The sequence below is a fragment of the Hymenobacter sp. APR13 genome (assembly GCF_000737515.1).
Taxonomy (GTDB): domain Bacteria; phylum Bacteroidota; class Bacteroidia; order Cytophagales; family Hymenobacteraceae; genus Hymenobacter.
The window spans coordinates 711,322-737,862 of sequence record NZ_CP006587.1 but is presented as its reverse complement, the minus strand read 5'-3'; the positions used below and the strand labels follow the sequence as shown (position 1 = coordinate 737,862).

General features: G+C 62.5%; 25 protein-coding genes and 1 tRNA gene. 11 read left to right on the top strand and 15 right to left on the bottom strand.

From position 1 onward, the window contains the following. Positions 1–53: 53 nt before the first annotated feature. Complete coding sequence (locus N008_RS03075; protein ID WP_156108983.1) at positions 54–644, bottom strand: hypothetical protein; 591 nt, start codon at positions 642–644, stop codon at positions 54–56. A gap of 141 nt (positions 645–785) precedes the next feature. On the opposite strand from N008_RS03075, the gene N008_RS03070 reads away from it, so the two are divergent. Further along, positions 786–1,442 carry a hypothetical protein gene (locus N008_RS03070; protein ID WP_052381134.1) on the top strand — a complete coding sequence of 219 codons (657 nt, stop codon included), beginning with the start codon at positions 786–788 and terminating at the stop codon, positions 1,440–1,442. Here N008_RS03070 and N008_RS03065 read toward each other — a convergent pair. Beyond that, the gene (locus N008_RS03065; protein WP_052381133.1) at positions 1,414–2,667 is read right to left on the bottom strand and encodes an MFS transporter; all 1,254 of its coding nucleotides are present in this window, start codon (positions 2,665–2,667) and stop codon (positions 1,414–1,416) included. The two genes, N008_RS03070 and N008_RS03065, sit on opposite strands and share 29 nt — an antisense overlap. A gap of 114 nt (positions 2,668–2,781) precedes the next feature. On the opposite strand from N008_RS03065, the gene N008_RS03060 reads away from it, so the two are divergent. Next, positions 2,782–3,513, top strand: a complete 732-nt coding sequence (locus N008_RS03060) for a Bax inhibitor-1 family protein (protein ID WP_044013656.1) — start codon at positions 2,782–2,784, stop codon at positions 3,511–3,513. A gap of 83 nt (positions 3,514–3,596) precedes the next feature. Here N008_RS03060 and N008_RS03055 read toward each other — a convergent pair whose 3' ends face one another. The 3 genes from N008_RS03055 to N008_RS03045 form a co-directional block, all read right to left on the bottom strand. Further along, positions 3,597–5,423 carry a M61 family metallopeptidase gene (locus tag N008_RS03055; protein WP_044013654.1) on the bottom strand — a complete coding sequence of 609 codons (1,827 nt, stop codon included), beginning with the start codon at positions 5,421–5,423 and terminating at the stop codon, positions 3,597–3,599. Between the two features lie 72 nt (positions 5,424–5,495). Then, positions 5,496–6,632 (bottom strand): outer membrane beta-barrel protein, encoded by a 1,137-nt coding sequence (locus N008_RS03050; RefSeq protein WP_044013652.1) that lies wholly within the window; start codon positions 6,630–6,632, stop codon positions 5,496–5,498. A 130-nt stretch (positions 6,633–6,762) separates the two neighbouring features. Then, positions 6,763–7,401 (bottom strand): class I SAM-dependent methyltransferase, encoded by a 639-nt coding sequence (locus N008_RS03045; protein ID WP_044013651.1) that lies wholly within the window; start codon positions 7,399–7,401, stop codon positions 6,763–6,765. Between the two features lie 91 nt (positions 7,402–7,492). Between N008_RS03045 and N008_RS03040 the strand changes: the two genes are divergently transcribed. The 4 genes from N008_RS03040 to N008_RS03025 all read left to right on the top strand — a co-directional run bounded on the left by N008_RS03040 (position 7,493) and on the right by N008_RS03025 (position 10,151). Further along, positions 7,493–8,206, top strand: coding sequence for a phosphatase PAP2 family protein (locus N008_RS03040; RefSeq protein ID WP_052381132.1), 714 nt, complete (start codon positions 7,493–7,495; stop codon positions 8,204–8,206). Between the two features lie 135 nt (positions 8,207–8,341). Beyond that, positions 8,342–8,423: transfer RNA gene (locus N008_RS03035), tRNA-Leu, on the top strand. A gap of 81 nt (positions 8,424–8,504) precedes the next feature. Continuing rightward, a complete protein-coding gene (locus N008_RS03030; RefSeq protein WP_197062939.1) occupies positions 8,505–9,158 on the top strand; it encodes a phosphatase PAP2 family protein in 654 nt (217 codons plus the stop codon). A gap of 126 nt (positions 9,159–9,284) precedes the next feature. Next, the gene (locus N008_RS03025; RefSeq protein ID WP_081910580.1) at positions 9,285–10,151 is read left to right on the top strand and encodes a DUF4239 domain-containing protein; all 867 of its coding nucleotides are present in this window, start codon (positions 9,285–9,287) and stop codon (positions 10,149–10,151) included. 80 nt (positions 10,152–10,231) lie between these two features. On the opposite strand, the gene N008_RS03020 is transcribed toward N008_RS03025, so the two are convergent. The 5 genes from N008_RS03020 to N008_RS03000 form a co-directional block, all read right to left on the bottom strand. Continuing rightward, positions 10,232–12,565, bottom strand: coding sequence for a GAF domain-containing protein (locus N008_RS03020; protein WP_052381130.1), 2,334 nt, complete (start codon positions 12,563–12,565; stop codon positions 10,232–10,234). Positions 12,566–12,677: 112 nt separating this feature from the next. Further along, positions 12,678–13,220 (bottom strand): hypothetical protein, encoded by a 543-nt coding sequence (locus tag N008_RS03015; protein ID WP_044013648.1) that lies wholly within the window; start codon positions 13,218–13,220, stop codon positions 12,678–12,680. 115 nt (positions 13,221–13,335) lie between these two features. Then, complete coding sequence (locus N008_RS03010; RefSeq protein WP_044013646.1) at positions 13,336–14,187, bottom strand: T9SS type A sorting domain-containing protein; 852 nt, start codon at positions 14,185–14,187, stop codon at positions 13,336–13,338. 159 nt (positions 14,188–14,346) lie between these two features. Beyond that, on the bottom strand, positions 14,347–14,997 hold the full coding sequence (locus tag N008_RS03005; RefSeq protein ID WP_156108981.1) for a hypothetical protein: 651 nt from the start codon (positions 14,995–14,997) through the stop codon (positions 14,347–14,349). 200 nt (positions 14,998–15,197) lie between these two features. Next, positions 15,198–16,616 carry a dicarboxylate/amino acid:cation symporter gene (locus N008_RS03000; RefSeq protein WP_044013643.1) on the bottom strand — a complete coding sequence of 473 codons (1,419 nt, stop codon included), beginning with the start codon at positions 16,614–16,616 and terminating at the stop codon, positions 15,198–15,200. Between the two features lie 255 nt (positions 16,617–16,871). On the opposite strand from N008_RS03000, the gene N008_RS02995 reads away from it, so the two are divergent. After that, a complete protein-coding gene (locus N008_RS02995; protein ID WP_044013641.1) occupies positions 16,872–17,903 on the top strand; it encodes a dipeptide epimerase in 1,032 nt (343 codons plus the stop codon). A 98-nt stretch (positions 17,904–18,001) separates the two neighbouring features. On the opposite strand, the gene N008_RS21250 is transcribed toward N008_RS02995, so the two are convergent. Next, a complete protein-coding gene (locus N008_RS21250) occupies positions 18,002–19,246 on the bottom strand; it encodes a DUF6799 domain-containing protein (RefSeq protein ID WP_052381129.1) in 1,245 nt (414 codons plus the stop codon). A 216-nt stretch (positions 19,247–19,462) separates the two neighbouring features. Further along, positions 19,463–20,041, bottom strand: a complete 579-nt coding sequence (locus N008_RS02985; RefSeq protein WP_044013638.1) for a DUF6799 domain-containing protein — start codon at positions 20,039–20,041, stop codon at positions 19,463–19,465. A gap of 160 nt (positions 20,042–20,201) precedes the next feature. Between N008_RS02985 and N008_RS02980 the strand changes: the two genes are divergently transcribed. Both N008_RS02980 and N008_RS02975 read left to right on the top strand, forming a co-directional pair. Beyond that, complete coding sequence (locus N008_RS02980) at positions 20,202–20,660, top strand: MarR family winged helix-turn-helix transcriptional regulator (RefSeq protein ID WP_316963300.1); 459 nt, start codon at positions 20,202–20,204, stop codon at positions 20,658–20,660. A gap of 52 nt (positions 20,661–20,712) precedes the next feature. After that, entirely contained in the window at positions 20,713–21,360 is a 648-nt protein-coding gene (locus N008_RS02975) for a YceI family protein (RefSeq protein ID WP_044013636.1), read from the top strand. A gap of 96 nt (positions 21,361–21,456) precedes the next feature. On the opposite strand, the gene N008_RS02970 is transcribed toward N008_RS02975, so the two are convergent. From N008_RS02970 to N008_RS02960, 3 genes are all read right to left on the bottom strand, one after another. Continuing rightward, on the bottom strand, positions 21,457–22,233 hold the full coding sequence (locus N008_RS02970) for a hypothetical protein (protein WP_044013634.1): 777 nt from the start codon (positions 22,231–22,233) through the stop codon (positions 21,457–21,459). A gap of 48 nt (positions 22,234–22,281) precedes the next feature. After that, on the bottom strand, positions 22,282–22,839 hold the full coding sequence (locus N008_RS02965; protein ID WP_044013631.1) for a hypothetical protein: 558 nt from the start codon (positions 22,837–22,839) through the stop codon (positions 22,282–22,284). A 114-nt stretch (positions 22,840–22,953) separates the two neighbouring features. Next, the gene (locus tag N008_RS02960; protein WP_081910579.1) at positions 22,954–25,128 is read right to left on the bottom strand and encodes a S9 family peptidase; all 2,175 of its coding nucleotides are present in this window, start codon (positions 25,126–25,128) and stop codon (positions 22,954–22,956) included. Positions 25,129–25,339: 211 nt separating this feature from the next. Here N008_RS02960 and N008_RS02955 point away from each other — a divergent pair, with 211 nt between their 5' ends. Together N008_RS02955 and recR are read left to right on the top strand one after the other, a co-directional pair. Then, complete coding sequence (locus N008_RS02955; RefSeq protein WP_044013626.1) at positions 25,340–25,621, top strand: ATP-dependent Clp protease adaptor ClpS; 282 nt, start codon at positions 25,340–25,342, stop codon at positions 25,619–25,621. Positions 25,622–25,717: 96 nt separating this feature from the next. After that, positions 25,718–26,332, top strand: coding sequence for a recombination mediator RecR (recR, locus tag N008_RS02950; RefSeq protein WP_044013624.1), 615 nt, complete (start codon positions 25,718–25,720; stop codon positions 26,330–26,332). The last annotated feature ends 209 nt before the right edge of the window (positions 26,333–26,541 follow it).

Genomic DNA, 26,541 nt, shown 5'->3' with positions numbered 1-26,541 from the left:
CAAAGCCCCGGAAGGTTCCGGGGCTCTTGCGTTGCAGCTGCGGCCAGAAAATCTTACCAGAACCCGCCCGACAGCCCCGGCACGTAGCCCGGGAAGTTGGTGCTCTGGCCGTTGCTCATGCGCAGCCCACCCGAAATAGACAGGTTTTCGGTAATCAGATAATCGGCCCGCAGGCTCATGCCCGAGCCCATGCTGCCAAAGCCGGCGTAGGGGTTGATGCGCGGCTGCGCGCCCGGAATTTCTTTCCAGGCTTTGCCGGTGAGGGCCAGCCGCGGCGACACCAGATACTGCGCGCCGCCTTGCATCAGAAACTGGTTGTAGCCGGTCCAGGGGCGCAGCTGGTTGTCGGCGGCGGCGCTGGGGTAGTAGGCCGCCCCGGGCGTAAGGCGCAGGTAGGTGAGGCCGCCGAACACGCTCAGGCGCGGCGTGAGGCGGTAGCTGGCAATGGGGCTCACCCAGGCCGCCGTGCCCAGCCGGCCGGCCGTCATCATGCCGGCGCTCAGCTGCACGTTCTGGCGCGGGTTGCGCAGGCCAAGCAGCGGCGTACCCAGCCCAACCGTGGTGCCCGGCGTGGGGCTTTGGGCGAAGGCCCCGCCGGCCAGCAGCAAGCCGGCAGCGAAAGTGGATAGACGGAGTACAGCCATAGCGCAAGGAATCAAGACAACGAACAACCGATAGACGCACGCCGGCCCAGAAAAGTGGCACGGGGCCGGCGCCGCTTCTGAAAAGGTACCACCAGCCCGCCAAAAAGTTGGTATCTAGCGCCGAATTATTCCCGTTGCGCTATGCCTTCCGAATTTATCCAGTACCAGACTTTCCTGACGGCCGAAGCCGCCCAGCCGCTGCTCCTGCTGCTCAAACAGCAGGAAATTCCCTTCGAAACCAGCTCCGACCAGCACAGCTTCGACCCCGCTTTTGCCTACAACGCCACCCGCGCCCAGTTCACGGTGAAGCTGCGGCAGCAGGACTTCCTGACGGCCCGCGGCCTGGAGGCGGCCATCAACGAGCAGCGCACCACCGAAGTGGAGGACGACCACTACCTGTTTGGCTTCACCGACGACGAGCTGTTCGACATCCTGGCCAAGCCCGACGAATGGAGCAACTTCGACGTGACGCTGGCGCGCCGGATTCTGCAGCAGCGCGGCCGCGACGTATCGGAGGATACCGTGCTGCTACTGCGCCAGAACCGGCTGGCGGCCCTGGCCCGGCCCGAGGAAAGCCAGCGCGCCTGGATAATGGCCGGCTACGCGCTGGCGCTGCTGGGCGGGGTGATTGGGCTGTTTATCGGCTGGCATCTGTCGTCGCACAAAAAGCTGCTGCCCGACGGCCGGCAGGTGCCGGCCTTTGCCGCCGCCGACCAAACCCACGGCCGCCGCATTCTGGTGCTGGGTGCCGTCAGCCTCGTTATCTGGACTACGCTGCGCTGGTATCTGCGGGAGTAGCGGTGGCGGGTGGCGCGGCGCGGTTCCAGCCCGCCAGCACCGCCACGGCCGCCAAACACAGCGCAAACCAGGCCCACGGCAGCCGCAAGTCCAGCACCGACAAGGCCCCGAACACCAGCGTGGTAGCAAAGCTGGCCAGCCCCTGAAACGCCTGGTTCAGCCCGAAAATCTCGCCCCGGTCCGCATCGGTGGTGCGCTGGGCCAGCAGGCCTTCCAGCAAGCCCTGAATCAGGGAGAGCGTGAAGCAGTCGATGACGACCAGCGCGTAGAGCGCCACCACCGACGTGCCCACCAGCCCGTAGGCGGCCAGCACCGGCACGCCCAGCGCCGCCAGCCACACAATGGCCTTGCGCTGGTTGATGCGGTCGGCGAGGTAGGTGTAGAACACGTAGTTGAGCACGACGCTCAGGGCCCCGAAGAACATGAAGAAGTAGGAGATGCCGCGCGCATCCAGGTGCATCGGGCCCTGGCTGATGAAGGGCACGAAGTAGAAATAATAGCCCGTGCTGAGCGTGAGAGCCACCTGCGTGAGCACAATGCGCCGGATGCCGGGCGTGGTGGCCTCTTTCTCGCGCAGTCGGGCCCAGAGCGTGAGCGGGTTGAGGGCCAGCGCCAGCTCGGTGCGCAGCTCGGCGCCGCGCACGCCGTTGCGGCGGGTGTGGGTTTCGCGCAGCAGCACGCTCAGCACCACGTTCAGGGCGGCCAGCACCACGGCCAGCCGCACCACGTAGGCGGCTTCCTGGCCCGGCGCCACCTGCAGCAGCGTCAGCAGCACCCCCGACGCCATCGGGCCCAGCACAAACCCCAGCGAGATGATGGCGCCCTCGATGCCCAGGTTCTTGAACAGCTTTTCGGGCGGCGAAATATCGGTGAGAGCCGAGCGGACGGTGGAATACATGCCGTTGGTGAGGCCGTCGGAAACGCGGTTCACGAAAAACAGGCCCGCCCGCACCGGCAGCAGCAGCCCATTGGCCAGCAGCGTACCCACCGCCGAAAATATGAAGATGGGCCGCCGCCCATAGCCATCGGAAATCCGGCCCAGCACCGGCGCCGAAAACAGCTGCACCCCCAGAAACAGCCCCGTGCCCACCGACAGCCACAGCTGCGGCTGCGGCAGGCCCCGCACAAACTCCGGCATCACCGGCCCGATGGCCGCCCCCACAATTACGTCGATTAGGATAATGAGGTAGATGTGGGGCAGGCGGCGGTCCTTGGGGGCGGGCATGGCGCAAAGGTAGAGGCTTTGCGCTATGGCCGTCTGCGCCGGTCCGGGGTTAGGTTAGCCAGCAGCAAACCTCTAATTTGCCGCAACTTTATTACCAACTCTCACTCTATTCTGATGGAAGATTTTACTTCTGAAAACTATCAGGAGCCGCAACCGCAGCTCACCCTCTCGCCTGAGGAAGCCTCCCAGGTGATGTCGCGCTTCATGACGCAGGTGTACGGCTGGATGGCCGGCGCGCTGGCCGTCAGCGGGGCTGTGGCCATGCTGGTAGCCGGCTCGGCCACGCTGCAGGAGTTGGTGTTCGGCAACCGGTTTGTGTTTCTGGGCCTGATTATCGCCGAAATTGCGCTGGTCGGTTTCCTCTCGCGCAAGGCCTTTGACTGGTCGGCGGGCACGACTACGGCCGCGTTTATGGGCTATTCGGCGCTCAACGGCCTCACGCTGGGCATCATCTTCATGGTGTATACCCTGGAGTCCATCAGTTCCACGTTCTTCATCACGGCCGGCACCTTTGGCCTGATGAGCCTCTACGGCTACTTCACCCGCACCGACCTCTCGCGCTGGGGCAACCTGCTGTTCATGGGCCTGATTGGGCTGGTGCTGGCCTCGGTGGTGAACATTTTCCTGAATAGCCCGGCACTGTACTGGATTTCCAGCTTCGTGGGCGTGCTGCTCTTCACGGCCCTCACCGCCTACGACACCCAGAAAGTGAAGATGCTGGCCTTCCTCGGCTACGAAGACGACGCCACCGACCGCAAAGCCGCCGTACTAGGCGCCCTCACCCTCTACCTCGACTTCGTGAACCTGTTCCTGTTCCTGCTGCGCCTGTTTGGCCGCCGCCGCTAATAGGCGCTGTCCATCATACAAAAGCCCCTACCGATTGTGTCGGCAGGGGCTTTTGCATAGTCCTAATTCGCTGAAATGGTCGGCTACTTCGCCTTGCCGCTCAGCCAGGCTTTGCGGAAGGTCAGCTGCTTGCGGGTGGCTTTGTCGTTGAGCACCACTTCCAGGTCGGTGCTTTCCTGGAGCGTGACCGGCACGGTGCGCTGGCCGTCGCGGGCGCGCACTTCCACCTGCAGCACGTCGCCGGGCTTGTGGGTGGCCAGCAGCTTCTGCACCTGCGCGTTGCCGGTCAGCTTCTGGCCATCGAGCTTCAGCAGCACGTCTTCGCGGTCGAGGCCGGCCAGGTAGAGCGGGCTGCCGAGCAGGGTGGTGCCCAGCATGGCGCTGCTGTCGGCGGGGTTGAACTGCAGGCGGGCGCCCAGGGTGGCCTGGCCGGGGTGGGCGCGGCGCACCAGCAGGCCGGCCGGGGCCAGCAACTCGTCGTACTTCGGCAGCTCGTGGCCGGTGATGTGCTGGCGGAAGAACTGGCCCGCAAACGCCGTGTCGCGCGTGACTTCGCCCAGCACGCGCTGCAGGTCGCGCAGGGTGTAGGGTTTGGCCGGGGCGTAGTTCTGCTGGGCGCCGTGCTGCTGCCAGAGCGTGCGCATGTAGGTGTCGAGGTCGGTGCGGTAGCGCTGGCGCAGCTCCAGGTCCAGGGCCAGCGCATTGGCCGCCCCGATGTAGTAGTAGCTCAGGTAAGTGTTCGAGCGGTTGTTGGGGTCGATGGCGGCGGCGGCATCCACGAACGGCGCCTGCTGGCTCATGTGCACCGGCGAGTAGCGCTTAGGGCCCGGCGCATTCAGCATGGCCTCTACGATGCCAGTCAGGGCCTCCTTACAGTATTCCTCGTCGGTGTACACGCCGGCGCGGCGCAGCAGCAGCTCGCCGTAGTACTGGGTGAAGCCCTCGGCAAACCACAGGTTGCTGCTCATGTTGGCCCGCTGAAAATCAAACGGCTCCAGATCCTGGGGGCGCAGGCGCTCCACGTTCCAGCTATGGAAAAACTCGTGCGCCACGGTGCCCAGGTTGTCGATGGCCTCGGGGCCGCGCAGCGGGCGGCGGCTGGTCAGGGAGGTGGAGTTGCGGTGCTCCATACCGTCGCCGCTGGTCTGGGGCAGGTAGTTGGCCACGAAGGTGTAGCGGCCGAAATCGTACTCCGGCAGGCCGCCGAAGATGGCGGCGGCTTCCTTCACCACTTTTTTGGTGTTGGCGGTGTAGGCGTCCAACTCGGCCTCGGTGCCATCGTGCAGCACCTTCAGCTCGATGGTGCGGCCGCCTTCCTGCCAGGTGCGCACCTGCTGCTCGCCCAAAGAAGTGGGCGAATCCATGAGGTACTGCAGGTTGGGCGCCTGCCAGGTGGTGCCGGCCGCGTCGGGCTGCAGCTGGCTGGCTACCGTCCAGCGGGCCGGTAGCGCAAACTGTACCTGCGCCGGCCGCTCGGCCAGCGCCGGGGCGTAGGCCAGGGTGGCGGGCATGTTGAGGTGGGCGTGGCGGACATCAATGCCGGCGTAGGTGCCGTCGGTTCGGTCGCCGAACAGGGTGTAGGTGAACACCACCGTGCCGTCGTGGCCGGGCACGTCCCAGCCGTAGGGGTCGGGGTGCGTCACGGTCAGCGCTTTTCCTTTCGAGTCGGTGGCCTGCACGTCGTAGACGTTCTTGGCGAATTCGTGCAGCGCGTAGCGGCCCGGCGACGAGCGGGCCATGCGTACCTGCAGCGGCCCGGCGGTCAGCTCCCGGAACGTGGCCGTAATGCGGGCCTCGTGGTGAACAGCGTTCGGAAAGGCAACCTGATAGGCAACGGGCGCCTGCGCCGCCGCCGGCCGGGCCAGGGTTAGCGACGACGCCAGGAAAAGCAGAGCGGCAAATTTTTGCATGGGTAGAGGAGACAGGTAAGACACCGCGAACCTACGCAACCTTGCCCAGCCGTCAGCACGCTGCCCCGAAACTTACCAGGCCCAGCTCAGCTGCAGCTCTGTAGCCTGTACCTGCATCTGACGCTCTAGGGTGCCGCCCGTAGTCTGGAACAGCATCGGATGGTAGCGCAGCTCCAGCGTAGGCCGGTAGGCACCCACCGGGATTTCCACGCCCGCCCCCGCCACGTAGCCCCTCGACCATCGGGCCGCTGTGGCGTCTTCGGGCAGTACAACGGCCGGGCGGCTGTCGGGGAACGACAGGGTGGTAATCACGCTGAACTCCGACGACAGCGCATAGCCTGCCGAGATACCGCCCAGCAGCAACGGACGCCACCGGCCGGCTACGGGCAGCCCCATGTGGTAGCGCACCAGCAGCGTAGCCAGTGTCTGCCGGCGCTTCAGGCTGGTATCCACGAGGCGGGCAAAGCTGGGCGTGTTGGTGGGCACCGAAAGGCGGCCGGAGCTGGTCAGGCCCTCGTATTCCAGCTCTGACTGCAGGAAAAACCGCTGATTGAAGCTGAGGCGCGCAAACACCGCGCCGGCCAGCCCCACCTGGCGCCCGAAGTCGGTGTCCTGCAGCTCCCCATCGTAGCGGTAGCGCAGGCGGTAGGAGCGGGGCCCTACCCGCAGGCCCCCTTCCAGCCGGGCATTGGTTTGCAGCGTGGCCGCACGCGCAGGCTCCTGGGGCCAGCGGCAACGGTTGTAGCGCAGCACCAGCGGCGCCAGGTCGCGGCCTTTGTACGCCACCCGGCGCCCTGGCCGCAGAAGCGAATCGGGGCCGGAGCAGGCGGGCAGGAGTTGCTGCAGCTGCTTTTGGTAGCTGTTGCGCAGCAAAGGGCGGGCCTCTCCGGCGTCAGGCGCCAGAATGTACTGCTGGGTGCCCAAGGCATCATAATAGAGCGCCGTGCGGCCCTGCACCACTTCACTCAGGATAGGGGCCGGGGTGTAGGGCTGCAGGGCCTTGGGCGTCAGCACCAGATCTTCGCCGCGGCTGGTGTGCCAGCGCCGGATTTCGGTGAGCGGAATGGTGCGGGCCGGCCCGGCAGTGGGCTGAAACTGCACGGCCTGCTGCCGGTAGCGCACCCAGCCCCGCAGGGTGTCGGTCGGATTGGTAATGAGGAGCAGGTAGCCGGCTTCCCAGTTTTTCTGGGCCTTGGCGGGTAGCGCCACGCTTAGCAGAACTAAGCCTAACAGGGACAATCGGGAGGATATGAACACAGGAAGAATAAAAAATACGGCTGACAAAGGTAAGGCCGCACAACCACCGAACTATAGCAGATTGGCTGGTCAGGCTAACTTTTCACTGCCACACCACTGCTTCCACCATCCCGCCAAAAAAGCGCTGTTCCTGCACTGGCCGCAACCCCAGGCTGGCCATGGTCTGATGAATGGGCGGCAGGCTCCGGGCACTGATGCCGGTGGTGGCGCGAAAAAAGCCATACATAGCCGCCAGCAGCCCCCGTTGCCACCAGGTGCGGGGAGCTGCAAAGTCGGCCAGCAGCCAGGGAGCGTTGGGCTGGCGCGCCTGGTGCAGGCGGGCCACCAGCCGCCGCAGCCGCCCGGCCTCAAACAAGTCCAGCAGAAAAAACGTGACGATTACCTCAAACCGCTCGGCCGGGTCCAGCGTCGCCTCGGTGCCCAGCCGAAACTCCACCTGCGCGGCGGCGCCGGTGGGCACCTGCCGCCGCGCGCGGTCTAGCATGCGGGGGGAGGCTTCTAGGTAGAGCACCTGCGCCCAAGGTCGCTGGCGCAGCACCTCGGTCAGCACCCAGCCCGTGCCGCCTCCGATGACAAGCACCCGCGGCGCTCCGGCGGGCAGGCCGGCTACCAGCGCCGCCTGCTGCGCCGCCAGCAGCGCGCGCCCATATACCAGTTGCGCCAGCGGGTCGTAGAAGGCTGCAACCCGGTCGAAGCCGGAATCTGGCAGAGTAGGTGGCATAGGCCGCGGTTTGTGTCGTACGTATACAGGCCAGAGCAAGGTACTGCCGTTGTACGGGCCGGACCGCTGCCCGCACTATAGTTTATTGCGTATGACCAATCATTTGCGCCGGCTGCTGGCTGGCAGTATGCTGTTTCTGACCGAGTTTGCCGTGACGTTGCTGCTGGGCATTCTGGGGGTAGTAGGGTTTCTGGCGCTGGGGCGGGAGGTATTCGACCAGGATGCGGCCACGTTTGATGCCGCAGCGTTTCGGTGGGTGCAGCGCCTACTTGGGCCCCGGCAGCAGTGGGTGGAAGCCGTGACATTTCTGGCCTCCCGCAATTTCATTACCATAGCCGGCCTGCTGCTCATCAACTGGCTGCTACTGCTGCGCCGGCACCGTTGGTACTCACTGTTGGTGCCCGTAGTAGCTCTGGGCAGCATCACCCTCAACTTGGTACTGAAGCAGTTCTACAACCGTCCGCGGCCCTTGCTGCCGCTGGTGTCGGCTTCGGGGCTGAGCTTTCCGAGTGGGCACGCCATGATTTCGGCCTCGTTTTATGGGTTGCTGGTATATCTGGTGCAGACGCACGTGCGGCCCCAGGGGCTGCGCTGGCTGCTTACCGCCCTGCTGGTCAGCATCATTCTGCTGATTGGCCTGACCCGCGTGTATCTACGGGTGCACTATGCCACCGATGTAATAGCCGGCTTCACGGCCGGGCTGGTCTGGCTGGTAGTGGCTATTCCGGTGCTGAAGCAGATTGAAAATCGGGTAAAAAAACGGTTTCAACATCAACCGCAATTCACTGAAAAACAGCCTGAATAGCCTGAAAAGCGAATTTCTACAGAAAAATTTATCGACTTTTTTTGAGCAAAGCTTGCCTGGTGACAAAAGATGCCCCTATCTTTGCAGCATCAAAAGCCACCCCGGTTAGGGCAAACGGCCGCTGACACACAAGATGCGCTTGTGGCGAAATTGGTAGACGCGCTGTCTTCAGGCGGCAGTTCCGCAAGGTGTGGGAGTTCGAGTCTCCCCGAGCGCACGAAAGCCGGTCCAGAAATGGACCGGCTTTTTCGTTTTTATTCGTGCCACTCTCCACTGCATGAAGAATCTGACGGCCCGTTTGCTTGCGTTATTTAGTTTCCTGACGCTGGAAGTGTTGGTGGTGGGAAGCCTGTTTCTGGCGTCTTTGGCGCTGTTTTTCTATCTCACGCGGGTGGTGTTCGGCTCCCACTCGCTCACCTTCGATTATTGGGCCATTGGGCAGGCCAACGCTTTGCGCGGGGCTTGGCCGCCGATTACCAGCGTAGCCTTATTTATTACGTTCTTCGCGTCCCTGCCCTTTCTGGTGGCTGTGGCGGTGTTGGTACCGGCCGCCATGCGGTGGTGGGGACATAAGCGCGAGGCGCTGGAAGTGTTTCTGGCCGTGGCGGGGGCGGCGTTGTTCAACCAGTTGCTCAAAATACATTTCCACCGGGCCCGCCCGGCTACAGCGCTGTTGCCCCAGCTGGGCCTGAGCTTCCCGAGCGGCCACGCCATGATTGGCATGGCCCTTTACGGCTGCCTGGCGTGGCTGCTTTGGCGGCACGGCCGCCACCCAGCCTGGGCCGGGCTGCTTTTGGGCTGGGCCGTGCTCATCGGCCTTACCCGCATCTACCTGCAGGTGCACTACGCCACCGATGTGCTGGCCGGGTTTGCTGCTGGCCTGCTCTGGCTGATATTGCTTCGCACGGCCTTGCGCCTCTACTGGCGCGAAAAGCAGCAACTGCTTCCATAAACTGGATGCGCAAACCGACGCAGTACACTATTGCTGCTGTCCGCTGAAAACCAAATGCTGGCATTTGCGGTATGATACGGCTTCCCGAGCGTCCGTACCCTGGTTTCATCCTGTTTTTCAGCCCTTATGGCTTCTGCTCCTTCCTGGGAAGCTTCTTTCTATTCTGTTGATCCTTCCCTGCAGTATATGCTCTGGATGTACGAAATGCCTACTTGGCTGCTGGCGCTCTGTATCACGGGAACCACCGTGCTGGTGGCGCTGATCGGGCTGTACTTTGCCCACCGTCGCCTGCATGGCAGCGCCGCCGCGGCCCTCATCGACAACGGCACCGTAGGCTGGTTTTTTTCGGGCGTCACGGTGCTCTACGGCCTCACGCTGGGCCTGCTGACGGTAGCTACCTGGCAGAACTACTCCGATGCCTCTGCCATTGCCTCGCAGGAAGCCGCCTCGTTGGCTGTGCTGTACCGCGACCTGAGCGGCTACCCCGACAGCACTGCCCAGCCCCTGCAGGCCCAGCTGCGCAGCTACACCGAATTTATCGTGCAGAAATCGTGGCCGGCCCAGCGCCGGGGCATGGCCAACGACACCGAGCGTACAGTGCTTACCCGGTTTCAGACCCAACTACTGCGGACCCAGGTGCGCACCATGAGCCAGCAGGTGCTGCACGGCGAGGCCATCGAAACTTTCAACCGGCTGGTGGAACTGCGGCGGCAGCGCATTGAGAGCATCAGTTCAGGCGTGCCGGGCGTGCTGTGGGCGGCGGTGCTGCTGGGCGCTGTTATCACCATTGCCTTTTCCTACTGCTTCGTGGTGGAAAACCTGAAATTTCACGCCCTGCTCACCAGCCTGCTGGCCTTGATGGTCGGCATCATGATTTTCCTGATTGCCGCCCTCGATCATCCTTATCTCGGCGACGTGAGCGTTACGCCTGATGCCTACCAGGTGGTGCTGGACAAGGTGATGGTGCCGCTGCCAGACACGCTCCAACCTTAGCCTAGCTGTTGCATAGCAAAGCCGCGCAACCTCCTGTCTGGGAGTGGTTGCGCGGCTTTGCTGTATGTCGTTATGCTGGATTAAGTCAGTTTCACTTTCACGCGCAAAGCCAGTAGGCCTTTCACGCCCTGCAACTCTTCCAGCTCAAGCTCCTCGATTTCATCTTCGAGCAGGCCCCGATCCTGGAGGTAGTCCAGGTATTCGAGGTACTCGTCGGCCTCGCGCTGCTGCGAGTACACCAGCGCAATGCGGCCGGGCTGCGTGAGCCGCTCGCCGGTGCCCTGTACCGTGGCCTTGTCGATGCGTTTCTTAATGATTTCGTAGCGGATGTTATAGGCGCCGTCTACGTCGAACTGGCGCTCATCCTGCCGGAAGCGGATGCCCAGCGGCTGGCTATGGATGAGGATGAGCTGCGTGGTGTCGAGCGGCACGGGGAGGTGCGGCTTGAGGGCCACCGTGCGCCGCGTAATCTCAATCATGGTGAGCAACTGCCACAAACGCAGGTTCTTCAGGAACACCAGATCGAAGGGCTTGTGCTCTACCAGCGAGGCACCCACATAGATGTTGTACTCCACGCCGTCGGTTTTGAAGCGCTGGAAGTAGTGCGGGAACATCTGCTGGGCTTTTTCCTCTTCCTCGTCGAGGTAGTCGCTCACGGCATCGTTGAGCAGGGTAGTGCTCTGCTCGAAGGCCTTGCGGCGCTTGTACAGGATACCCAGCTCCGGGTCGATATTCGACCAGTATTGGCTGATAACCGCCTGCAGTTCGGGTGTATTCTGACCCAGGTACTCAAACAGCGGCTCCACCTCCGTCCGGAGCGACTCGAAGATGCTCACCTCGTCGCCCGAAATCAGGCCCTGTCGCAGGCGCCGCAGGTTTTTGTTGACGTAAAACTTGAGTTCGTCGAGGATGGGCAGCGCCTGAAACTCCGAGGCCTTCTTCAACACCTTGTTGGCCAGCGTGAGGTGCTCCACCAGGTCGCCCTGGATGGCTTCGTTGCGGGCCGTGCTGGAGCCGCGGATGTCGCAGGAGCCGTGCAGCGGGTACACATCATGGAACACAATGTCCTCCATTTCGGCGCCGCGGTTGCCGTCTTCCTGCTTCTGGAGCAGGTTTTCGGCCGCGTTGGTAAAGCGCCATTCCATGCTCGGATGGATGGCCGTAAACTTCTCCTTGATGATTGCCTGCACCCGAGTCTGGATTTCCTCGGCGTTGCGCTTGACAGCCACCGCAAACAGGGGGGCAAACTGCGCTACCGTCTCGATATCAAACTCGTCTAGGTCGCCGACGTTGGGCGAGCCCAGTTCCAGCAAGCCCACCGTGTCGTCGCCGTAGCGGAGCAGCGCCAGGATGGCCGAGCGGATGCCGATGCTCAGGATCTGCTGGCGCAGGTCTTCGGGAATGGCGGCCGTTTCCACATCTTCCAGCACCAGCGGCTGGCGGTTTTGCCAGAGCTCCGAGTAAATCTGGCGGAAGCCCGAGCCAGCATCCTGGCTGTGGAGCTGCTTGGTGAGGAAGCTGTGGTTGATTTTGCGGCCAAAGTCCACGAAGGCGCGCTTCTTCTCGTTGTAGGCCGCAATGCCTAGCTGCAGAAAAGGCCGCTTAAACAGTACCCGCAGCTTTTCCTGGATCTGCTCCAGCCGGTCGGAGGCCTGCAGCACGTCGCGCTCCAGCAGATCGTACTTCAGCTCCGACAGGATTTCCTGCTCGGTCACATCGGCTAGATGCAGGATGTTGAAGCCTTCCAGGACAAAGTGCATCGGCGGCAGTAGCTCCTGCCAGATATCGGGGCGATTAGGGTTGCGCGTGAGCAACTCCACCTGCTCCGAGGTCAGCTCCGGCCGCGTGCCCACCACGCGCACATCCAGGAAAGTGGAGTCGAACACCACGCTGAAGTGCCGGTACAGGCCAATGCTGTAATCGGGCACGGTGAAGATGATGGTGCCGTTGTCGGGCATCTGTACGCCGTACACCTTATCCAGAATCAACTGGTAAGCCATGCGGGCGGTATGCACTTCCAGCGTGGCCGTGTCGATGTTGAGCGGCTGCTTCACGGTTTTGGCGCTCGTGAGCAACACCTCGGCAAAGCGTGGCGTGTGGTAGAAGCTGTAACGCTGAAACGGCACAATGGCCCCGCTGATGTCGTGGCGGAAGGAAGCCGGCGGGAACATAGCCAGCATCAGCGTGTCTACCAGGTCGCAGTGGCACTCCAGCACGCTCATGTCGGTGATGGGGCCGCGGCACCAGGGCTCGGCCGCCACCTTCTCGCCGATGGAGCGGGCCAGCAGCGCTACGCCGGGGTTGTCATGGTCTTCGCGGGCCCGCCAGTAGGCAATAATGGGCTCGAGGCTAAGCGAGGTCTGGAAAGGAAAAGCGGCAGAGGCCGGACGGGCAACGGTGGGTTCGGGTAGCATAGCAACAGCAACAACTCCGAAGGTAGCCAATTCATAGCAGCCAGCCTTCAGGAGTACGCTATACGTAATGGCCGGGCCCGTGGACGTATGTTGAGCGCCCCTGCCTGGTCGGCTAGCGGGTCAGTACCACCGGCACAGCCTTATCTTGGCCGCTGGGGTCGGTGGCGTCGATAGGCTGCGGGTTTCCGTTGAGAAACACGCGTTTAAGGGTGTTGTTGTTGCAGGTGCAGCAGCCGTCGCTCTGTAGGCGGCTGCTGAGCTGCACGCTGTCGATGGCGAAGCGGACCGTGGGGGCGCGGCGCTTGCCCAGGTAGAGCTGGTAGCGATACTGGTCGAGCTTGCGGGTGCCGCGCTGTCCAAACGGTTGGGCGTTGTTGAGGACCACGTTGCTGCCGCGCTGCTCGGCAATTCGTACCAGCAGCACGGTATCAATTATTGGCCGGCGGGCAGTGTCGCGGCGCAACGCGCGCACAAAAAACACCGAATCCAGCTCCTCCAAGGTGAAAGGCCGTGCCGTGCCGGGCGTCTGATTGAAGCTGAACGACACAGCATCGTCGAGCGAATCCTGGCAGTCGCAGGCTACAGAGCCGCAGCAGGCGGCCAGCGCCGTAGCAGCAATAAAGAACAGGAGCCAGGTAAACGGATTGCGCAGCATAGGGCGTAAAGATAAGCAGCAACTTGCGCCAGCCAGCGGTTTGGCCCGGCGCAAAGCATCCTCCATAAAAAAGCCAGCCCCATTGGGGCTGGCTTTCAACGAACGACAGGCTACATTATTCTTTCACGAAGCGCCGGGTTTCGGCGCCGGTGCGCGTGCTGATCTTGTAGAAGTAGGTGCCGGCCGGCAAGTCACTCAGGTTGATGGAGAGCGTGTGCGGGCCTTTTTCCTGGCGGCTTTCCTGAGCCACGGTGCGTAGCGTGTTGCCGCGGCCGTCCAGCAGCTCAATAGTAACGGGGCCAGGCTTTTGCACCTCATAGGTCAGCTGGCTGGCAGCCACGGCTGGGTTGGGGTAGAGGCTGGCGGCAGCAGTTGATTGCGGTTGAGTTAGGCCAGCCGGGTCGAGCAGCAGGAAACGAACCGGGCGCAACAGGTGGCTGGCAGCAACGTGGTGCCGGCCGGCGGCAGGTGACGCTGCCCCGGCAGCAGGCGTGTGCCGTGCGCGGATAGCAGCAAGGTCGGCGGCCCATTTCTCTTGTTGGGGCTGCAGGGGCTGGGTTAGCTGGCTGATATCAGCCTCATACTTCCGGGCCAACTGCGCCACGTTCAGCAGCACGTCCTTGGTAGCGGCGCGGAGCTGCTGGCGTTGCTGCTGCTCAGGCGTTAGGTCGGGGCGAGTGGCTCCGGCAGTGGGCCTGGCCGCTTGGCGAAGCGAGTGAGCCTGCTGGCGGAGCGTCTGGAGCTGGGTGCGGTAGCTGGCCAGCTGCGTGCGGTCGGCGGGGCTGAGCCGGGTTTCCATCTGCTGGCGCTGCTGCCGCACCGCGGGCAGCACGTTTTGCTGGAGGTAGGCCTTTATTTCGGTGCGGGCGGGGTTGCCGGGGCCCTGCCGGCGCGGGCGGGCTTCGGTGCCGGCTGCCAGCAGCAGCAATAGGGTAACGGCCAGTAACTTGAAGGAAATTGTGTGCATAAGACGAAGCGCGAAGATCAATGAGAAGATGCAGCTATAGATGCGCGTCTCACCTGTAGGTTTAACTTCCTCAACGAAAAAACCGCTCCAGTTATGCACTGAAGCGGTTCTCGGCCTTAATAAAACGATAATCGGCTCTTCAATTCTCAACCAACCAAACTACTGCCCGCTGGAAGTACCGATGTCAACGGCATCTTCCTGGAGCGGGCCGGCAGCCAGTAGTTGTTGCCGCAGCGTATCGGCGCTGGCCTCCAGCTGGGGTCGGATCTGGTCGAGAGCCAGGCGCAGGCCCTGGATGTCGGCCAGGCGCGGGGCGTTGGCCTGGGAATAGCCGTGGTACATGGCCACGCGCACCTTCGAGCGGCCCGCGCCGGTAAACGACCCGATGACCTCATTCTGCGCGTTCAAGATCTGCACTTCGGCCTGTACATTGGTGCGGTAGTACTCCACTGGCAGCCCCAGTAAGCTGGGGACCATCATGGTCAGCATCTGCACGCCCTGAAAAAACCGGCCGGTGCGCGTCACTTCGGCCTTTTTCACCAGCAGCTTCACGTAGCCGTAGCGGCTGGTATCGGCAGCTTCCATCAGGTTTTGGCCTACCTCCTGGCGAAACACCCGCAACGGGTCTTCGGGCAGGGCACCCTCCGTAAAGGCCATCGGCCCATTGTCCACGGTGATTTCAAGTGGCGGCAGCTGGCTGCTGAGGCGGTGGCTGGGCGTCTGGAACATTACCCGGTCGACGGATTTGCATCCAGCCAAGACAGATGCGGCCAGCAGCAAGGATAATGGAAGGCGAAGAAGTGCAATCATATAATTGGACGTTTCAGGTTTCGTAGGCCAGAACCCCGAATGTAGGCGTTTGGGTTCAGATAAAATGGCATTACTAATATAACTTAAAAGTGAAAATATATCATCGTTAAAATGTTCTTTTAAATAGAAACACAAAGCCCCGGTCCGAAACCGGACCGGGGCTTTCTAAAGCAGCGAAATAAGTGGGCTTTCGCTTTAGATCAGTGAGCCTGCGCAATGCTGCTGTCGGGCTCGGCCAGCTCCTGTACGGGCTCCGGGGCCACGTAGTTATCGATGAACTCGCCTTCCCAGCGGGCCACTACGGCCGTGGCCAGGCAGTTGCCGATAACATTGACGGCGGTACGGGCCATGTCCATCAGGGCATCAATGCCCAGAATGATAAATACGGGCCAAGCCGGCAGGTTGAAGGAAGCTACCGTAGCCAGCAGAATCACGAGCGAAGCGCGCGGCACCCCAGCCACGCCTTTGGAGGTCAGCATCAGGGTGAACACCATAATCAGCTGCTGCCCAAACGACAACTCAATGCCGGCAGCCTGCGCCACAAACACCGCCGCCAGCGACAGGTAGAGGGTCGTGCCATCGAGGTTGAACGAGTAGCCGGTCGGCATCACGAAGGCCACAATGCGGCGCGGCACCCCGATGCTTTCCATGGCTTCCATGGCCCGGGGCAAGGCTGCTTCCGACGAGGTAGTGGCAAAGGCAATGCTCACGGGCTCGGCAATGGCTTGCACGAAGCGCTTCACCGGAATGCGGGCCAGGAAAGCAATGGGCAGCAGCACCACCAGTAGGAATACGGCTAGGGCGGCATACAGCGTCAGGAGCAACTGGAAGGCATTGAGCAGTGGCCCGAACCCCATTTTGCCCACCGTGTAGGCCAAGGCCCCGCCCACACCCAGCGGCGCGAAGAACATCACCACGTTGGTGAACTTAAACATCACCTCCGACAGGCTTTCGGCCCACTCCAGCATGGGGCGGCGGTGCTTCTGGTGCACCATGGCCAGCCCGATGGCGAAGATGATAGCAAACACCACCACCTGCAGCACCTGGCCTTCGGCAATGGATTTAGCAATGTTTTCGGGGAAGATGTGCAGGATAATATCGGACGTAGATTGCTCCACGGCCTGCAGCTTCTCGGTGTCGGCGGCAACGCCGGCCTGGCTGATGCCTACACCGGCCTTGGTGAGGTTGATGGCTGCCAGCCCGATAAACAGGGCGAAGGTGGTTACGATTTCAAAGTACACCAGCGCCTTGAGCCCCATCTTGCCTACCTGCTTGAGGTTGGCGTGCCCGGCAATGCCCACCACCAGCGTGCCGAATACCAGCGGCGCAATAATGGTTTTCACCAGTCGCAGGAAGGCGTCGCTGAGCACCTTGAGGTTGACGGCGACGGTAGGGTAGTCGTTGCCGATTTCGGCCCCGACGAACATGCTCACCACAATCCAGAAGGTGAGGGAGCGGCGCTGCACGCCATACGCCACAAAGGCGGCCAGAAACACCCACCGGGTGGCCTGCGCCACGCCAGGACTGATGCCGCCCACGCCGTAGGAGGCCAAAACGGTGAGGAGCACGGCCACTACGGCCAGCAACAGAACGAGAGGGAGGAGTCGCGAAAACTTCATGCGCGGCGGCAAAAGGAGAAAAGTGGGGGGCCAGGGAACAGCAACAAAGGTAGTTTCTGGTTTCTAGTTTCTGGTTTTCGGTTATTGCCGCCCGATTAGCAAGGGATAGTTGTCAGCTGGCAGGTGCTCGCTGTCGGTCGTGAGTCGACAGGCGGTGGTTAGCTTTTGTCGGCTGATATGGGCTACGGCTACTTTTTCTGCAACCAGCAACCGTCAAGCAACGACTGACAACTAACACCTGATAATTACACAAGTATGCCCATCTGGTCGCTCACTGCTCTCGAACTGCCGTTGCGGTTCACCTGGAAAATCTCACGCAACGCGTCCACCGCCAAAACCAACCTGCTGGTGCAGGTGCGCGACGAGGCCGGTGGCCCCGCAGGCTACGGCGAGGCGGCTCCCAACGTGCGCTACGGCGAAACGCCAGCGGGTTTGCAGGCTGAGTTTGAGGCGCTGCTGCAAAGCGGCCTGGGCCGGGTGAGTTCGGAAGCCGCGCTGCAGGAGTTTCTGGCCGGCCAGCCGGTGGCGCACGCGCTGCGGTTTGCGCTGGAGTCGGCGGTGGTGCACTGGGAGGCGGCGCGGGCGGGCCAGCCGGTATGGCAGTGGCTGGGCGTGCCGGCGCCGGCCTCAGCCGTGCCTACGGCCTTCACGCTGCCCATCATGGAGCCGAGCGCCGTGGCCGGTTTTCTGCAGGAGCACGACATGGCCCGGTTTGCGCTACTCAAAATCAAGGTGAACCAGGAAATGGGCTACGAGCTGCTGCGCGAAGTCACGCGCGTGCTGCCCGGCCGGCCCCTCATCATCGACGGCAACGAGGCCTGGACCGACCCCGATGCCCTGCTGCGGTTTGTGGAGCAGGCCGCCCCGCTGCCCGGCCTGCGCGTGCGCCTGCTGGAGCAGCCGCTGCCCGCCGCCGAGGCCGCCGCCTACCGCTACCTGCACCCCCGCACGCCCTGGCCGCTGTTCGCCGACGAGTCGGTGACCGACGCGGCCGACTTCGCCGACATTGCCCGGCAGTTTCACGGTGTCAATATGAAGCTGATGAAGGCCGGCGGCTACCGCAACGGCCTGCGCATTCTGCGCGAAACCCAGGCCCACGGCCTGCAAACCATGATGGGCTGCATGGTAGAAACGTCGCTGGGCATCTGGTCGGCGCTGCAGCTGAGCGGGCTGGCTGGCATCTGCGACCTGGACGGCCTGCTAATCCTCCGTGACGAGCCGTTTGGGCTGGTGCGCGAGCAGGCCGGGCAGCTGCACGCCCAGGCCGTACTGCCGGCCACGCTGTAGCGCCGGGGCTGCACCCGCCTAAACGCACCGGCGCCCCTAGCAATCCGCTGCAGAGCGGTTGCCAGGGGCGCCGGGCCATACCGGGCTGGGCCGGACGGCTATTTCAGCGAGAGCAGGTAGCCGATGGTGAAGTTGGCATCCCAGTCGAAGACGAACTGCTGGCAGCCGGTGGCTTCGCGCACGGCCTTGTAGATGTTCACGCCCGCCTTGGTTTTGGCTTTTTCCAGCTGCTTGTAAGCTTCCGGCGCATTCAGCACCGTGTAGCGCTCCTGGCCTTTGCGCAGCGGCTTGGCCAGCTCATACGGCACCCCGCCGATGATAAAGCAGGTGGTGCGCAGGGCATCCGGCACCTGGGCGGCTTTGGCCTGCACCTCGGTGGCTACTTTCTCGTCGGGCGTGCCGGCTTCGTAGTATTTCGAGCCCGTGGCTTCCACCGACTGGGGCGTGCCGTTCTGCAGCCAGGAAATCTTGGTGTTGCCGGAGCCGATGTCCAGCACGAAACCGCGGGAAGCGTAGGCTGCCGGCAGGGCCGCACGCAGCGCCAGCTGGCCTTCCTGCTCCGGCGTCACGGTGTTTACCACGTAGTTCAGCTCCTTGAGGCCGCGAATGATTTTCTGCGTCACCTCCGCCTTCTGCGCCCCCGAGCTAACCACGAAGTAGATGTTGTTGCCCGGTACGCCGTAGTCGAGCATCTGCCCGATGTAGGCTTTCAGGCCCTTGCGCACGTCGTCGCTGGTGGCCAGGTTTTCCATGATCAGGCTGTAGCCGAAGTCGGCGCGCTCCAGCTTCCAGTTGCGCTGGGCATCCATGCGCACGATAAACGAGTTGAAGCCGCTGGCGCCCAGCTCCACCACGCCCCGCAGCTTGCCGTTCACCGGCTCGGCGGCCTTGTACGTGAAGGCCGGCATGGCCGGGGCGGTTGCGGCGGCCGGCGCGGGAGCAGCCGGGGCCGGCGTGGGAGCAGCCGCAGGGGCGGTGGCGGCAGCCGGAGCTGGCGTGGCAGGGGCCGCGGCCACGGCTTCCGCCGGCCGGCGGTTTGGCAGGCTGGCCACCACGTCGCCGCTCATCGTCACGATGTCGCCTTCCTTGAGGGCAGTCTTGCGGCCGTCCGGATACTCAATGATGCCGCTTTTGTAGTTGATCTTGGCGCCACTGGGCAGTACCACGTTCTTGGACAGCGGCATCACCTTGTCGTCTTTGCGCAGCATCACTTCGTGGTCTTGTACCACAAAGTACTGGGCCTTGGCCGGGGAGGCTGCCGTGCCGGCAGATGATTGGGCCAGCAGCGCCGTGGGGGCAGAGAGCAGCAGCAGGAAGGAGAGAGAAAGTAAGTGACGGTGCATGTGTTTGGTAGGGTTCGGAAAATAATGGCACAATGATACAAGAATAGTACAGCAGAACATAGCTATTCGACAATTCTTAGCCTGGCAGCCCTGTTTTCCGGACGAATACCCCCGCTGACCCCACCAACTGCCCGCCGCCCGAAACGAAAAAACCGCGCCCGGCCCAGGCCGCGCGCGGTTTCCACTCAGAAGGCAAGGCTGGCCGTGGAGCGGCTGTCAGCGCCCGATCTGGGCATCCAGCTGCTGCAGCTGCTGGTTGAGGCTGTTGATGGCCGCCTGGTTGGCCGGGTTGGGGGTCATCAGGCTGATCTTCTCGGTGAGCAGCTGCACCTTACGGGTCAGCAACGACGTCAGGTCGTTGGGCGTGCCGATGGCCGTGACGGTGGTGGTGGCCGGTGCCGTTGGCGCGGCGCCTTTCTGCACGTAGGGCGTGTATTGCGCGCCGGCCGGCACCGAGTTGTCGCCGCGGGCGGCGGCGGCACTGGCGGGCGTGGCAAACACGATGTCGCCGGCGCTGGTTACGTAGTCGCCTTCGCGGAGCGTGGTTTTCTTGCCCGTCGGAAATTCCACAATGCCGCTCTTATAATTTACCTTCGTGCCGTTGGGCAGTACTACGTTTTTGGTGAGCGGCGTGAGGCGCGTGCCCTGCCGGAGCAGCACTTCGGCATCGTGCATCACATACTGGTCGGTGCTGGCGGCGGCGGTTTTCGGCGTGGTTTTCGTTTGGGCGGTGCCGGCATGAGGCGCAGCCACGGCCAGTAACGCCGCAACTGCCAGGAAAGCAGGGTTTTTCATATAATAGAGTGCCTGGAATGGGGAAAGGCTTCTGCTTACGAGAGCCTGCGCCAAAAGGCTGGAACGCCCAGCCACACAAAAAGAAAAATATTTCACGGGAACAAGTGTTGCTACATAAAATGTATGTACATATATTTGCATCACTATTTCCCCGCAGCGAATGCCGGCCATGAAAATTGAGGACGAAATCAAGCAGACAGTTTTCCGCGACTCCCATCAGAAAGCCCACATCAATGTGATGTACACGGCGGGCTGGCTGGGGCAGCGGCAGGCCGCGGCTTTCAAATCGTTTGGCGTTACGCTGCCCCAGTTCAACATTCTGCGCATTCTGCGCGGCCAGCACCCCAAGCCATCCACCGTCAACCTGCTGATAGAGCGGATGCTGGACAAAACCAGCAACGCCTCCCGCATCGTCGACAAGCTGGAAAGCAAGGCCCTCGTGACGCGCACCGTATGCCCCAGCAACCGCCGCGCCGTGGATATCTGCATCACCGATGCCGGCCTGGATCTGCTGCAGCGCATGGACCTGGTGATGCAGGAGCAGCCCATCGGGCTGCACAACCTCACGGAAGAGGAGGCCACGCAGCTCAGTGCCCTGCTCGATAAAATCCGGGATTAGGCTCCCCACTCGTTTCGTTTACTCCCCACACACCTTTCTTTTTTCAAAAACCATGAAAAAGCTCCTTTTGCCCGCTCTTATTGCTGTTTCGTTGCTGGCCGCTCCGGCTTATGCTGGCAACCCTGCCACGGCTGCTGCCGCTGCCCGCACCAGCAAAGCAGCCGATAAGTCGTACAAGCTGCAGCCGCAGTTGAGCACGCTGGGCTGGGTAGGCAAAAAAGTAACCGGCCAGCACAACGGCAACATTCAGTTCAAAGACGGCACCGTGCTGGTGCGCGGCACCCAGATTGTGGGCGGCATGTTCACGGTGGACATGAACTCGCTGAAAGTAGAGGACATCAAGGAAGCCGAATACAACGGCAAGCTGGTGGGCCACCTGCGCTCCGAGGATTTCTTCAGCATTGAGAAGAACCCTACCTCGACGTTCAAAATCACGAAAGTAGCCGCCCTGAAAGGCGACGCGGCCGGCAACAACGCCACCATCACCGGCGACCTGACCATCAAAGGCATCACCCAGAGCATCAGCTTCCCCGCTAAAGTAGGCGTGAAAGGCGGCGTAGCTTCGGCCAGCGGCACGGCTACCATCGACCGTACCAAGTTCGACATCAAGTACGGCTCCAAGTCGTTCTTCGAAAGCATCGGCGACAAGGCCATCATGGATGACTTCACGCTAAGCTTCAACGTTATTGCCAAGCAGTAATTCTGCTGGCGGAATGCCGTTGAATGGATGATTCGGCATTGCGTTAAAAAGCCCCTCTGGCAGCTGCCGGAGGGGCTTTTTTTGTGCGTTTGGTCTTTACTGGTTGCGGCTCTGGCGTTCCAGCATCTGCTGGTGCAGCGTGTTGGCGAGGGCCGGGGAAGGCTGCCGCACGGGGGCCACGGCTAGGTTGCGCAAATCGAAACGCAGCCAGTAGGTGCCGTCGGCGTGGGTGTATTCCCGGTCGTGGTTGGTGTCGGGGCGCACCTCCACCAGCAGCAGGCTGGTGCCGGGCAGCAGCAGGCGGCTTTCCAGGTGGGTGCCGTCGGGGGTGAGCTGGCGCAGCTGCTGGCCGCTGCGGTCCGATACAAACAGGGCGCTGGCGTCTTCTTGGTCCTGGTGGCCGTCGGCGTTGGTATCGGCCTTCAGGATGGTATAGAACAGGTAGGGCCAGCGGCTGTCGGGCTTCTTTGCGTCGTCGATTTCGGTGACAACGAAGCGACCGTGCGGCAGCAGCGCCTGCTCGGCCTGCGCACTGCTCCGCCGAAAAAACAGCACGTTGTAGCAGGTGCCCAGAATACGGTCGGAGCTGCTGCTTGCGCCGTCATAATAGGAACTGCTTTCCAGCAGGCGGGTGGTGCGGCTGTTGTCCTGCGCTACCACCGACACGGGCTGGTAGTAATAGTCGGTGCTGTCGAGGCTGACGGGCGTGTTGTAGTGCACGCGGTACTGCTGGGCGGCTTTGCGCACGGCGGCCGTATCGGGCGCCGCCTGGGTGGCCGGGGCGTTGGCCGGGCGCCCAGCGGGGCCGTCGGACGAGCAGGAGGGGAGGGCGCCGAGCAGCAGCAAAGCCGGCAGGTAGCGGAATAGGGGCATAGTGCGGATATTTTCCGGCAAGTAACCGGTTATTCCGATACCGCCAAGCTACTCCGGCAGCACCAGCTCGCGGGGCAGCTCAAACTTGAGGCTGCGGCTTTTGGCGCGGGCGTGCAGCTGCTGCAAAAAGTCGTCGATTTCGGCTTTGTACTCCAGCCACAGGTCTTCGTGCAGGTTGTTGAGCACCAGCTGGGCCGTGCGGGCCGCCAGCCGGGCCGTGCCGGTATAGAAGCCGGCGTACATGCTCTCAAACTGGCCGGTGTAGTTCTCAAAGATGTGGCGCAGGGTGTACAGGTTCAGGTCCACTTCCAGGCGCTTGTCTTTGGTGATGCGGCGGGCGCGGGCCACTTCCTTGGTGGCTTTGCCCAGGGCCTTGGTGAGGCTGCGGTTGAGCAAACGGCCGGTAGCGCCCACCGCAAACAGCTCGTGAATCTGGTCGGAGGCCTGCTCGAACACGGTTTCGGTGGTTATGTCGGGCAGCAGCTCGTAGCAGAGCGTATCGTAGAGCTCGGCGTCGCGGCGGGCGGCGCGCAGCAGCAGGGCCTCCTTTTCCTTGTCGGACAGCTTCTTGAGGGCGCGCTTGAATTCGGCGGACGGAACGGGCATTTCTGGGGAATTAAAAATTAAGAATTGAGAATTAAAAATTGACCGGCCGCAGCAGAAACATACGCGGTTTATGGCAGGCAGCCAGTCAATCTTTAATTCTCAATGCTCACCGGGCTACAACTTGTCGTCGAAGTAGTCGGTGATTTTCTGGTAGAGGTGCACCCGGTCTTTGCCGCCAACGTTGTGCGGATGTCCTGGGTACACGAAGTAGTCGAGCTGCACGCCCTTGTCGACGGCGGTTTTCAGGTAATCGAGGCTGTGCTGCCACACCACTACGTCGTCGATGGTGCCGTGGATGAGCAGCAGCTTGCCCTGCAGCTTATCCACGTGGTTGAGCAGGTTGGCCTGGGCGTAGCCGTCGGGGTTTTCCTGGGGCGTGTCCATGTAGCGCTCCGTGTACATGATTTCGTACATACGCCAGTCGATGACCGGGCCGCCGCCCACGCCCACCTTGAACGTGCCGGGGCTGCGCGTCATCAGCGTGGTGGTCATGAAGCCGCCGAAGCTCCAGCCGTGAATGCCGATGCGGGTTGCATCCACGTAGGGCAGGCTTTTCAGGTAGTCGACGCCCTTGAGCTGGTCCTGCATTTCCACGGTGCCCAGCTGCCGGAACGTGGCCCGCTCGAAGGCCGAGCCGCGGTTGCCAGAGCCGCGCGAATCCACGGTGAACACCACGTAGCCTTTCTGCGCCATCAGCTGCATCCAGAGGTTGGCGCCGCCCAGCCACGAGTCCGTGACGAGTTGCACGTGCGGGCCGCCGTACAGGTACACCACGGTGGGGTATTTCTTGGCCGGGTCGAAGTTGGGCGGCGTGATGAGGCGGCCGTAGAGGTCGGTCTGGCCGTCGGCGGCTTTCAGGGTCACCATTTTGGTTTCACCCAGCTGGTACTCGGCCACGGGGTTGGGGGCCGTGAGCAGCGTCTGGGCGGTTTTGCCGTCGGCCACGCTCACCGTGCGAATGATGCGGGGCGTGCTGGTACTGCTGAACACATCGAGTAGCTGCCGGCCCGAAGGGCTCAATGTGGCCGTGTGCGTGCCGGTTTCCCGCGTGATTTCGCGCAGCTTGCCGCCGCTGAGCTTCACGGCGTACACCCGCCGCTGCAGCGGGCTGGCGGCCGTGCTCTGGAACACCACTTCGCGGTTGTTATCAGCGAAGCCCAGCACGTCCGTCACCTGCCACGGGCCTTTCGTGAGCTGGCGCAGCAGCTTGCCGCTGGTGCTGTAGAGGTAGATATGCTCGTAGCCGTCGCGCTGGCTGCGCCACAGAAACTGGTCGGGGCGGCCGGGCACGAACTCCAGCGGGTGCAGCGGCTCCACGAAGTCCTTGTCGGATTTCTCCTCGAACAGCGTTTTCACGAAGGCGCCGGTAGTGGCGTCGTACTGCCGCAGCTGCATCTGGTTCTGGCCGCGGTTGAGCACCGCCACGAAGATGCTTTTCTCGTCGGGGCTCCAGCTGATGTTGGTCAGGTACTGCTCCTTGGGCTCACCGGTTTGCAGAAACACCGTTTTGCGGGTGTTCAGGTCGTACACGCCCACCGTCACCTCGTGGCTTTTGTCGCCGGCCATTGGGTATTTGAACGGCTTGGCCTGCGCCGGCGTGGCCGAAACATCCACCAGCAGGTAGTCGGTCACCATGGCCTGGTCCATGCGGTAGTAGGCCAGCCGGCTGCCGGTGGGGCTCCAGAACGTGCCCTTCGTGATGCCGAACTCCGAGCGGTGCGCGGCCTGCCCGTTCACGATGGCGGGGTTGGTTTCCTGCGTCACGGCCTCGTTTTCGCGGCCCGCCAGCGACACGTACAGGTTCTGGTCTTTGGTGAAAGCCACCCGCGTGTGGGTGGGGTCCATTTCCACGTTTTCGGCGGCCTGATCGTAGCCGAAAAGGGCCGTGGCTTGCTTGCTGGCCACATCCACGCGGTACACTTTGCCGGCCCGCATCAGCAGCGCCTGCTGTGGGCTCATCCACGTGACGGTCGGAAACGCTGACGCCTTTACGGTCGGGGCGCCGGCGGCCTGTAGTGTCTGGCCCAACTCGGCCAGCGAGAAAACGGCGGTGGCGGTGCCGTTGCTGCCGCGCACCAGCTCGTCCTGGCCGTTGGTGGTGCGCACGTAGCTGTACTCGTCTTTCGAGCCCGGAATCCAGGAGAGCTGGCGCAGGTTTTCGGGCTGCAGGCTGCGGTTGAGGAAGGCGTCGGCCATGGTCAGGCGCTTCTGCTGGGCCTGGAGCGCCGGCAGCTGCGCCGCTACCAGCAGGAGCGCCAGCAGCAGCCGGCGCAAAGGGAAATTACGCATGCGTAGGGAAGGGTAGGAGGGTAGGAAAGCGGAAAATTACGGCGGATTTCCCGGAGCCCCCGCGCCGGTCCGCCCACGGCCACCGCGGCGGCCAGCCCCGCTGCAGGTTCCGGCAAAATGCGGAAACGATTCAGGGCCTGAATCGGTTATAGCAGGCCGGGTGACGTGTCCGCAGTCCGGTTATCTGCCCGTTTTTCCGTATTTTTGCGCCATGAACAGCAAGCCGTTAATCGAGTACGACGAAGACGTACTGCTCCTGGAAGAAACCACCGATGTGCGCGACCTAATCGTGTACAACGACGACGTCAACACCTTCGACCACGTCATCAAAACCCTGATGGACGTGTGCGGCCACCAGCCCGAACAGGCCGAGCAGTGCACGCTCCTCATTCACTACAAAGGCCAGTGCACCGTCAAGCACGGTGCATACGAGGAACTGGCCGCCATGTGCACCGCCCTCCACGACCGGGGAATTTCGGCGGATATCCTCTAAATGGCTCAAGTGTTTAATGGCTGGATGGCTGGTCGTTCAACGCGTGAGCAGAACGGCCAGCCATCCAGCCATTAAACAATCCAACAATTCAACTGAATGGAGTTTCCTTCCAAGCTGATAGAAAACGCGGTGGGCGAGCTGTCGAAGCTGCCCGGAGTAGGCAAAAAGACGGCTCTGCGGCTGGCCTTGCACCTGCTTAAGGCCGAAGCCGACACCACGGCCACCTTGGCCGAGGCCCTGGCCAAGATGCGCTTCGAAATCCGCTACTGCGACACCTGCCACAACATTTCCGACACGCCGGAGTGCGCCATCTGCGCCAACCAGCTCCGCGACCATAGCACCGTGTGCGTGGTGTCGGACATCCGCGACGTCATTGCCATCGAGAATACCGGCCAGTACAAGGGCACCTACCACGTGCTCGGCGGCGTCATTTCGCCCATTGAGGGCGTGGGCCCCAGCGACCTGCAGATTGACAGCCTCGTGGCGCGCATGAGCGGGCCGGAGTCGGAAATCAAGGAAGTGATTCTGGCCATCAGCCCCACCATGGAAGGCGACACCACGGCCTTCTACCTCTCGCGCAAGCTCCGCGACTTCGAGGGCGTGCACATCAGCACCATTGCCCGCGGCATTCCGATGGGCGGCGAGCTGGAATACGCCGACGAAATCACGCTGGGCCGCAGCATCGTGGAACGCCAGCGCCAGGCGCGGTAGCCCGACCTCACCCCCTAGCCCCCTCTCCAAAAGAGAGGGGGGACTAGCTTTAAAATAGTAGCATAGAAAAGCCCGTCGGACACTCCGACGGGCTTTTGTTTTTTTAATGAGCGAGTCTAAAACTAGTTTCAAAACTAGAAACTAGTCCCCCCTCTCTTTTGGAGAGGGGGCTAGGGGGTGAGGTCAATCGTTGCTACCTTTCGGCCCTC

Bases quoted from the DNA above. Each gene is read 5' to 3' on its own strand.
- N008_RS03075 (WP_156108983.1), bottom strand. From the start codon at position 644: ATGGCTGTACTCCGTCTATCCACTTTCGCTGCCGGCTTGCTGCTGGCC.
- N008_RS03070 (WP_052381134.1), top strand. From the start codon at position 786: ATGCCTTCCGAATTTATCCAGTACCAGACTTTCCTGACGGCCGAAGCC.
- N008_RS03065 (WP_052381133.1), bottom strand. From the start codon at position 2,667: ATGCCCGCCCCCAAGGACCGCCGCCTGCCCCACATCTACCTCATTATC.
- N008_RS03060 (WP_044013656.1), top strand. From the start codon at position 2,782: ATGGAAGATTTTACTTCTGAAAACTATCAGGAGCCGCAACCGCAGCTC.
- N008_RS03055 (WP_044013654.1), bottom strand. From the start codon at position 5,423: ATGCAAAAATTTGCCGCTCTGCTTTTCCTGGCGTCGTCGCTAACCCTG.
- N008_RS03045 (WP_044013651.1), bottom strand. From the start codon at position 7,401: ATGCCACCTACTCTGCCAGATTCCGGCTTCGACCGGGTTGCAGCCTTC.
- N008_RS03040 (WP_052381132.1), top strand. From the start codon at position 7,493: ATGACCAATCATTTGCGCCGGCTGCTGGCTGGCAGTATGCTGTTTCTG.
- N008_RS03025 (WP_081910580.1), top strand. From the start codon at position 9,285: ATGGCTTCTGCTCCTTCCTGGGAAGCTTCTTTCTATTCTGTTGATCCT.
- N008_RS03020 (WP_052381130.1), bottom strand. From the start codon at position 12,565: ATGCTACCCGAACCCACCGTTGCCCGTCCGGCCTCTGCCGCTTTTCCT.
- N008_RS03015 (WP_044013648.1), bottom strand. From the start codon at position 13,220: ATGCTGCGCAATCCGTTTACCTGGCTCCTGTTCTTTATTGCTGCTACG.
- N008_RS03010 (WP_044013646.1), bottom strand. From the start codon at position 14,187: ATGCACACAATTTCCTTCAAGTTACTGGCCGTTACCCTATTGCTGCTG.
- N008_RS03005 (WP_156108981.1), bottom strand. From the start codon at position 14,997: ATGATTGCACTTCTTCGCCTTCCATTATCCTTGCTGCTGGCCGCATCT.
- N008_RS03000 (WP_044013643.1), bottom strand. From the start codon at position 16,616: ATGAAGTTTTCGCGACTCCTCCCTCTCGTTCTGTTGCTGGCCGTAGTG.
- N008_RS02995 (WP_044013641.1), top strand. From the start codon at position 16,872: ATGCCCATCTGGTCGCTCACTGCTCTCGAACTGCCGTTGCGGTTCACC.
- N008_RS21250 (WP_052381129.1), bottom strand. From the start codon at position 19,246: ATGCACCGTCACTTACTTTCTCTCTCCTTCCTGCTGCTGCTCTCTGCC.
- N008_RS02985 (WP_044013638.1), bottom strand. From the start codon at position 20,041: ATGAAAAACCCTGCTTTCCTGGCAGTTGCGGCGTTACTGGCCGTGGCT.
- N008_RS02980 (WP_316963300.1), top strand. From the start codon at position 20,202: ATGCCGGCCATGAAAATTGAGGACGAAATCAAGCAGACAGTTTTCCGC.
- N008_RS02975 (WP_044013636.1), top strand. From the start codon at position 20,713: ATGAAAAAGCTCCTTTTGCCCGCTCTTATTGCTGTTTCGTTGCTGGCC.
- N008_RS02970 (WP_044013634.1), bottom strand. From the start codon at position 22,233: ATGCCCCTATTCCGCTACCTGCCGGCTTTGCTGCTGCTCGGCGCCCTC.
- N008_RS02965 (WP_044013631.1), bottom strand. From the start codon at position 22,839: ATGCCCGTTCCGTCCGCCGAATTCAAGCGCGCCCTCAAGAAGCTGTCC.
- N008_RS02960 (WP_081910579.1), bottom strand. From the start codon at position 25,128: ATGCGTAATTTCCCTTTGCGCCGGCTGCTGCTGGCGCTCCTGCTGGTA.
- N008_RS02955 (WP_044013626.1), top strand. From the start codon at position 25,340: ATGAACAGCAAGCCGTTAATCGAGTACGACGAAGACGTACTGCTCCTG.
- recR (WP_044013624.1), top strand. From the start codon at position 25,718: ATGGAGTTTCCTTCCAAGCTGATAGAAAACGCGGTGGGCGAGCTGTCG.